The sequence below is a fragment of the Aquicoccus sp. genome, from assembly GCF_041686535.1.
Classification (GTDB): Bacteria; Pseudomonadota; Alphaproteobacteria; order Rhodobacterales; family Rhodobacteraceae; genus Aquicoccus.
Window position 1 is genome coordinate 63,134 of record NZ_JAWLDS010000009.1, and the last position, 7,498, is coordinate 70,631.

The 7,498-nt window shown below is 66.0% G+C and carries 6 protein-coding genes; 3 read left to right on the forward strand and 3 right to left on the reverse strand.

Annotated features, from left to right (window positions below):
* Positions 1-68: 68 nt before the first annotated feature.
* The 3 genes from ACESL9_RS03950 to ACESL9_RS03960 form a co-directional block, all read right to left on the reverse strand.
* Positions 69-1,034, reverse strand: coding sequence for a Gfo/Idh/MocA family protein (locus ACESL9_RS03950; protein WP_372614075.1), 966 nt, complete (start codon positions 1,032-1,034; stop codon positions 69-71).
* Complete coding sequence (locus tag ACESL9_RS03955) at positions 1,031-1,996, reverse strand: acetamidase/formamidase family protein (RefSeq protein WP_372674526.1); 966 nt, start codon at positions 1,994-1,996, stop codon at positions 1,031-1,033. The genes ACESL9_RS03950 and ACESL9_RS03955 overlap by 4 nt, the downstream gene beginning before the upstream one ends.
* Positions 1,997-2,070: 74 nt before the next feature.
* Entirely contained in the window at positions 2,071-2,976 is a 906-nt protein-coding gene (locus tag ACESL9_RS03960; protein WP_372614079.1) for a rhodanese-related sulfurtransferase, read from the reverse strand.
* A 98-nt stretch (positions 2,977-3,074) separates the two neighbouring features.
* Here ACESL9_RS03960 and pncA point away from each other — a divergent pair, with 98 nt between their 5' ends.
* The 3 genes from pncA to pncB all read left to right on the forward strand — a co-directional run bounded on the left by pncA (position 3,075) and on the right by pncB (position 7,328).
* Positions 3,075-3,671, forward strand: coding sequence for a bifunctional nicotinamidase/pyrazinamidase (gene pncA, locus ACESL9_RS03965; RefSeq protein WP_372614081.1), 597 nt, complete (start codon positions 3,075-3,077; stop codon positions 3,669-3,671).
* Positions 3,672-3,750: 79 nt separating this feature from the next.
* Positions 3,751-6,000 carry a PAS domain-containing hybrid sensor histidine kinase/response regulator gene (locus ACESL9_RS03970; protein WP_372674527.1) on the forward strand — a complete coding sequence of 750 codons (2,250 nt, stop codon included), beginning with the start codon at positions 3,751-3,753 and terminating at the stop codon, positions 5,998-6,000.
* Positions 6,001-6,038: 38 nt separating this feature from the next.
* Positions 6,039-7,328, forward strand: a complete 1,290-nt coding sequence (pncB, locus tag ACESL9_RS03975; RefSeq protein ID WP_372614085.1) for a nicotinate phosphoribosyltransferase — start codon at positions 6,039-6,041, stop codon at positions 7,326-7,328.
* The last annotated feature ends 170 nt before the right edge of the window (positions 7,329-7,498 follow it).

Here is a 7,498-nt window from a genome sequence, read left to right on the forward strand (position 1 = left end):
CTTTTCTTCATGTCTCCCGGTCCTAGGTTAATCACCGATGCGCCGGAGGCGGAAGGGCAAACCGGGCGTCATCCGCCCTTCCCGGCCAGCATCGCCTCGACCAGTTTCTGTACCCTCAATGCCTCTTGCGGTGTGGCAAGCCGGCTGGCCCCACCCTCGATCAACGCCAAGAACTCGTCGAGCTGCGCCCGGATCGCCCCGCTGCGTGGGTCCACGCCACCGCGCTCGACGGGATGGAACGGCCCACCGTCCGAGACCGCATCGACATAGAAATCGCTGATCCGGTGGCTGGCACGCGCGCCCTTGAGGGTGAGTTCCTGCCGGTCGGGCTGCGCCCCGCCGACGCTGGCCATCACCGTGACGGGCAATCCTTCGGCAGTCTCGAGCCGGGCGAGCATATGGGTTTCGCACAGCGCCGTGTCGGCGGGATACGACGGGCGCGCCCATGTCAATGTCAAAGGCCCCAGGACGCGTTCCGAGACGAACAGGAAATGCGAGATCACCTCGCGTGTCATGCCCCCCTCGTCGCGAAAGCGCAGCCAGTCGGCAGCCTTCTGCCACGCCCGCGGCCATGCGCCATAGGTCACGACGATATCCGCCCCCACAAGCGCGCCCATCGCACCGGTGCGGGCGGCCTCGGTCACGGCAGTCATCGCCAGGCTTGCCGCTTGCGTGAAATTCACCGCTACCGGCACGCCCGTCGCGGCCAGCCGCGCCACAAGATCCTCGCTCGCGGCAATATCCACGCCCAGCGGCTTTTCGAGGAACACCGCCTTGCCCGCCTCCGCTGCCATCAGCGCAAGTGCCTTGCGTGGCACCGGCGGGCAGGCGAGATAAACCAGATCGGCCCCCGCGATCGCCGCCTCCGCGCTCTGCACGATCTCCGACCCCGGCGCCAGGTCACGCGCTTGCGCACAGGCTGCCGGGTCCGGGTCCCACAAAAGCGCCGGCTCATACCCGTCATGCGCGACCATGTGTTCGAGCATCCGCCGCCCCATGATCCCCAGCCCGATAATCGCGGTCCTGACCGTCATCCCTGTTTCCTCTCGTCCTGCCCTGCCCCGAGCAATGCACGCTCCATCATCATGTGCACGCCCTTCTGGCCGTTCACCGTTTGCGTGATCCGCAAGTCGCCTGCCAGCGAACACAGCATATAGGCGTCCTCGCGGCTCAGCCCCGTTTCCGCGACGATCCACGCGATCATGTCGCGCAGCGCCACCTCGGCACAGCGGTCGAGGTCCTCATGCATCCCCATCGTGATCAGATGCGTGGGCGTCTCGGCGCGCGGCCGGTCAAGCGCCATGTCCTCGCGCAGGGTCAGACGAAACCGACCCGCAAGCGCGGTCTCGATCGCGGTGACGCAGACCTCGCCATCGCCCTGTGCGCCGTGCCCGTCACCGCACCAGAACATCGCCCCCGCAACATGCACCGGCAAGAACAGCGTCGTCCCCGCCACCAGTTCGCGGTTGTCGATATTGCCGCCATGGGCGCGCGGCTCTATGGTCGAGATGCGCCCCCATCCGGGCGGCGGCGCCACCCCCATCACGCCAAAGAACGGCCTGAGGGGCAGGTCGAGCCCCCAGGGCATCCGCGCCACCATCCCCGCGCGATCCAGCGGGATGATCTCGATCCGCTTGCGTTCGAATTCGCCGGGCAGGGTGCCCATAAGCGGGTGGATCAGGTTCCAGCCCCAATCCTGCCGCAGCGCGACATCGAGAATATCGACCTGCAACACGTGCCCCGGCCGCGCGCCCCGCACCGCCACCGGCCCGGTCAGGATATGGCCCGGCAACATCCGCTCGGATCGCGCGTGAATCTCCCACAACTCGGGCGGCACGTGGAACCCGGCATCCTTGCCCGGCACATGGTCCGGCCCGCCCGAAACCGTCTCGATCAGCACCTCTTCGCCGCTGTCGATCTCAAGCGCGGCAGGAAGCCCCGCATCGAAATAGCCCCATGCGCAGGTTTCAGGGCTGGCAGTGAGGCAATGTGTCATTTTCCGGGTCCAGTTCGATCGGTGTTTCGCCGCGCAGTTGACACCATCCGGCACCGGGGGAAAAGGCCCAAAGCTCAGGCGCTGCGCAGATGCTGTTCCCCGCGGGCTTCGGCCAGCCTTATCTGTTTCTGCCGCTCGCGAAACCGGGCCTTGTCGGCCTCCGAGGTCTTGCCCACGCAATGATGACAGCTCACGCCGTCCTCGTATTCGGGCCGTGCCCTGTCCTCGGGCAGGATCGGGCGACGGCAGGCATGGCAGAGCAGGTGCGGCCCTTCGCGCAAGCCATGGCCCACCGAAACCCGCCCGTCAAAGACGAAGCATTCGCCTTCCCACGTGCTCTCTTGCTCGGGCACCTCCTCGAGGTATTTCAGGATTCCGCCCTTGAGGTGAAACACCTCCTCGACGCCCTGTTGCAAAAGCCAGTTGGTCGATTTCTCGCAGCGGATTCCCCCGGTGCAGAACATCGCGATCCGCTTGTTGTGAAACCGCGCCTTGTTGGCCTCCCACCATGCCGGGAAATCGCGGAAACTCGCGGTTTGCGGGTCCATCGCACCGCGAAACGTGCCGATCGCGACCTCGTAATCGTTGCGCGTGTCGATCACCGCGACATCGGGCGCAAGGATCAGGTCGTTCCACTCGGCCGGTTCGACATAGCGGCCCACCTTGCGCGCGGGATCGACATCGGGCTGCCCCATGGTCACGATCTCGCGCTTGAGGCGGACCTTCATCCTCCGAAACGGCTTCTCCGCAGCGGAGCTGTCCTTCCAGGTAATGTCGTCACAGCCAGGCAGGGCACGGATATGTGCCACAACCCGGTCAAGCCCGGTCAACCTGCCCGCGATCGTGCCGTTGATCCCTTCGCGCGCCAGCAAAAGCGACCCGGTGATCCCGTTTTCCTCGCACAGGCGCAGCAACGGCCCGCGCAACGCGGCGGGGTCATCGAAACGGGCGAAGTGATAAAGCGCGCGGCAGGTGAACATGTACGCCGATTTACGCCCGAAACCCGCGCCTCGCAAGGGTCCGGTTGACCGCGCCCCGGCTTGCCGCCAGTCTCGGGCAAGGAGCAAAAGGACAGCCCATGACCCACGCCTTGATCGTGATCGACATGCAGAACGATTTCTGCCCCGGTGGCGCACTCGCGGTCGAGGGCGGCGACGAGATCGTCCCCGGCATCAATGCGCTGATGCGCGAATTCGATACCGTGGCCCTGACGCAGGACTGGCACCCGGCCGGGCATTCTTCCTTCGCCTCGTCCCACCCCGGCAAGGCCCCGTTCGAGACGGTGGAAATGCCCTATGGCCCACAGGTGCTCTGGCCCGATCACTGCATTCAGGGCAGCCCCGGTGCCGCCTTTCACCGCGGGCTGGACACCGTTCCCGCAGCACTCGTCCAGCGCAAGGGGATGCACCCAGAACTCGACAGCTATTCGGCCTTTTTCGAGAATGATCACAGCACGCCAACCGGCCTCGAAGGCTGGCTGCGCGACCGTGGCGCAGGCCGGCTTACGCTTGTCGGCCTTGCCACCGATTTCTGCGTCGCCTGGTCGGCACGCGACGCCGCGCGGCTGGGCTTTGATGTGACCGTGCGGCGCGATCTGTGCCGGGCGATCGACCTCGATGGCTCACTTGCCGCGGCAGAGGCCGAGATGACGCGCGCGGGCGTCACCCTCGCCTGAGGGCGGGCATTGCGGATTTCTTAACCCATCACGCGCTAGGCTCCTGCCATATCGGCAAAAGGGAACCAGCGAAAAACCGATGACAGCGGCGATTCAGGATATCCGGGCGCGGCTCGACGCGTTCGATGCCCGCAACGCGCCCACGGGGTTGTTTCTGCGCTATTCCCACGGGCGCGTGTCGCATTTCTGGGCTCGTCAGGTGATGACCCTGCTGGGCAGTGTCGCTCTCGTCCTGCTGGCTGGGCCCTTTATCGGACTGATGGCCGGTACCTTGGCCCTGGCAGGTGAAATCGTGGATTGTGGCCTGCTGCGTGCCGTGCCCGGCCTCGTGGCGCGCGGCGCCGAACCGGCGCGCCTGTCGCGGCTGGCGACGGTCAGTGCCGGGTTGCAGGCGGCGACCATCAGTGCCTGCATCGCACTCGCATGGCTCGGCGTTCCCGATGATACGGCGACGGCCTTTGCCATGGCGTTCGCCGCGGGCGCCGCGGTCAACGCCGGACTCGTCCTGCCATTTCACCGGAGCGCGGCGCTTGTACGGCTGGCACTCTATGCCGCAACCCTCGCGGGGTTGTTCCTGTTCGAGATCGTCACGCAGGGGCGCCTGTCGCAACGGGCGCTTTTCGACCTGATCGCGACCGGGATCATGGGTTACGCGATCTACATCTTCCTCGGCTTCGTCGTCTCGGGGCATCGGCGCCACACCCGCGACAGCCGCGACTTGCTGGTCCAAAGCCTCGATCTCGCCCGCGCCAATTCCCATCTAAAGGAACAGCAACGCGAGGCCCGCAACCTGTCGCTGGTGGCCCGCCACGCCAATGACAGCGTGATCATGGCCGAGCCCGACGGCTGCATCTTCTGGGTGAACGAGGCATTCACCCGCATCACCGGCTATTCACTGCAAGAGGCGCGTGGCCTGCGCCCGTCCGAGCTTCTGAACGCCCCCGACACCGATTCCGCGGTCAGCGACGGCATCGCCGCCGCCGTGGCGGCGGGCCGCGCGCACCGGGCCGAGATCCTCAACCAGCGCAAGGATGGCGGACGGATCTGGATCGAAACCAACATCGTGCCGGTTCTCGACGAGACCGGCGCGGTGGAAATGGTCATCTCGATCGAACGGGATATTTCATCGGCCAAGAAGCATGAGGCCGAACTGGCCGAGGCCAAGATCGCCGCCGAGAAGGGCGAACGCGCCAAGGCCAGTTTCCTGGCCACGATGAGCCACGAGATCCGCACACCGATGAACGGTATCATCGGCATGGCCGACCTCCTCGCCGAGACGCAGCTTGGCGCCGAAAGCCGACACTATGTCCAGACCATCCGCCAGTCGGCCAATGCGCTTTTGCGCATCATCAACGACATCCTCGAGTTTTCGCGGCTCGACGCCGGCAAGCCGGTGTTGCACGCCAATGTCTTCTCCCCCGCGGCCTGCATCGGCGAGGCCCTCGCCATTCTCAAGCCGCAGGCACGCGCCAGGGGGCTGACGTTCGACCTGCTGATCGACGGCGCGCTGCCCGACCGGGTGACGGGCGATGACGGGCGGCTCAGGCAGATCCTGATCAACATCGTCGGCAACGCGATCAAGTTCACCAGCCGCGGCGGTGTCACGATCCGCGCCTCGGCCCGGGGCGAGGGCACGGGGTATCGCCTGCGCTTCGAGATCGAGGATACCGGCATAGGGATCGCCCCCGACCGGATCGCGCATGTGTTCGACGAATTCGAACAGGCCGATACCGCCACGACGCGGCAATTCGGCGGCACCGGGCTCGGCCTTTCCATTTCGCGCCTGCTGGCGCGCGAGATGGGTGGCGACATCACGCTGACCTCGGCTCTCGGCAAGGGCTCATGCTTTACCGTCACCCTGCACATGGCCCGGGGCCCCGACGCGACGCACCCCGCACCCGCCTTGCCCGACCGACCGCCGGACCTCGCCCACCGTGTCGTGCTTGTCGCCGAGGACAACCGCACCAATCGCCTTCTCGTGCGAAAGTTCCTCAAGGACACGCCGTTCACCCTGCTCTTTGCCGAGAACGGGCGCGCGGCGGTCGAGATGACGCGCCGCCACCGCCCCGACATCGTGCTGATGGACATGTCCATGCCCGAGATGGACGGCCTCGCCGCGACCCGCGCGATACGGGCCGAGGCCCCGGCCCAGCCCCATATCATCGCGCTCACCGCCAATGCCTTCGCCTCCGATCGCGCCGCCTGCCTGGCCGCGGGCATGAACGGCTTTCTCAGCAAACCCCTGCACAAGGACGACCTGTTGCAAACCCTTGCCCAATCGCCCGCTGCCGCGCCTTTCCCCTTTCCGCCCCCTGCCGATCTGTCCTAGAACGGTGCGACACCTGCCAACAATGGGGGACGCACGCCTTGGACATCGCCACCCGCGTCTGGAACCACAAGTGGAAGATCGACCCGATCGTGCGCTCGCTGATCGACAACGACTTCTACAAGCTGCTGATGTGCCAGTCGGTCTTTCGCAACAAGCCCGACACGGAGGTCACGTTCTCGCTCATCAACCGTTCGAAATCCGTCCGTCTGGCCGAACTCATCGACGAGGGCGAGCTGCGCGAACAGCTCGACCATATCCGCTCGCTCTCGCTTACCCGCGGCGAATCCACCTTCCTTCGCGGCAACACCTTCTACGGCAAACGCCAGATGTTCCGCCCCGAGTTCATGACCTGGTTCGAGAACCTCCGCCTGCCCCCCTACCACCTCGAGAAACGCGACGGCCAGTTCGAGCTCACCTTCGAAGGCACCTGGGCCGAGGTCACGCTCTGGGAAATCCCTGCCCTCGCCGTGCTGATGGAACTGCGCGGACGCGCCGTGCTCAACCGCATGGGCCGGTTCGAGCTCCAGGTGCTCTATGCCCGCGCCCTCACCAAGCTCTGGGAAAAGATCGAACGCCTGCGCGGGATCGACGGCCTCAGGATCGCCGATTTCGGCACCCGCCGCCGCCATTCCTACCTCTGGCAGGACCGCTGCGTGCAGGCCATGATCGAGGGGCTCGGCCCCGCCTTCGTCGGCACCTCGAACTGCCATATCGCCATGAAACGCGACATCGAGGCGATCGGCACCAACGCCCACGAACTGCCCATGGTCTATGCCGCGCTGGCCGACAGTGACGAGGAACTGGCCCGCGCGCCCTATGACGTTCTCTCCGACTGGCACCGCGACCATGACGGCAACCTGCGCATCATCCTGCCCGACACCTACGGCACCAAGGGCTTTCTCGACCGCGCGCCTGACTGGCTCACCCAATGGACCGGCATCCGCATCGATTCCGGCGACCCGGCCAAGGGCGCCGAGATCGCCATCGACTGGTGGAAAAGCCGCGGCGAGGACCCGCGCGAGAAACTGGTGATCTTTTCCGACGGGCTGGACGTCGACAAGATCATCGAACTGCACCGGCAATTCTCTGGCCGGGTCAAGGTCAGTTTCGGCTGGGGCACGCTCCTGACCAACGATTTCCGCGGCCTCACCCCCGACGATTCCCTCGCCCCCTTCTCCATGGTCTGCAAGGCCGTCGCCGCCGAGGGCCGCCCCACGGTCAAGCTCTCCGACAACCCCCTGAAGGCGATGGGTCCAGCGGACGAGATCGCGCGCTACAAGCGCGTGTTCGGGGTGGGCGAACAGGAAGCGATGGAGGTTGTGGTTTGATCCTATAGCGAGTCGCGGCAAATCGGATTCGTCCCCTGCCGGACGATAGGGCGGCACATGGCCGCGGTCGGGTGCTCACAACATTGGCGCCGTGCAGTTTAGCTTGCAAGGTCTTCCCCGGCCCGAAGCGGTGCGCATCATGTCAAAAGCACCCGGCCGGGGGGCGGCCA

What these genes read in the sequence shown, in the direction of transcription:
- ACESL9_RS03955 (WP_372674526.1), bottom strand. Translation starts at nt 1,996, where the DNA reads ATGACACATTGCCTCACTGCCAGCCCTGAAACCTGCGCATGGGGCTAT.
- ACESL9_RS03970 (WP_372674527.1), top strand. Translation starts at nt 3,751, where the DNA reads ATGACAGCGGCGATTCAGGATATCCGGGCGCGGCTCGACGCGTTCGAT.
- ACESL9_RS03950 (WP_372614075.1), bottom strand. Translation starts at nt 1,034, where the DNA reads ATGACGGTCAGGACCGCGATTATCGGGCTGGGGATCATGGGGCGGCGG.
- ACESL9_RS03960 (WP_372614079.1), bottom strand. Translation starts at nt 2,976, where the DNA reads ATGTTCACCTGCCGCGCGCTTTATCACTTCGCCCGTTTCGATGACCCC.
- pncA (WP_372614081.1), top strand. Translation starts at nt 3,075, where the DNA reads ATGACCCACGCCTTGATCGTGATCGACATGCAGAACGATTTCTGCCCC.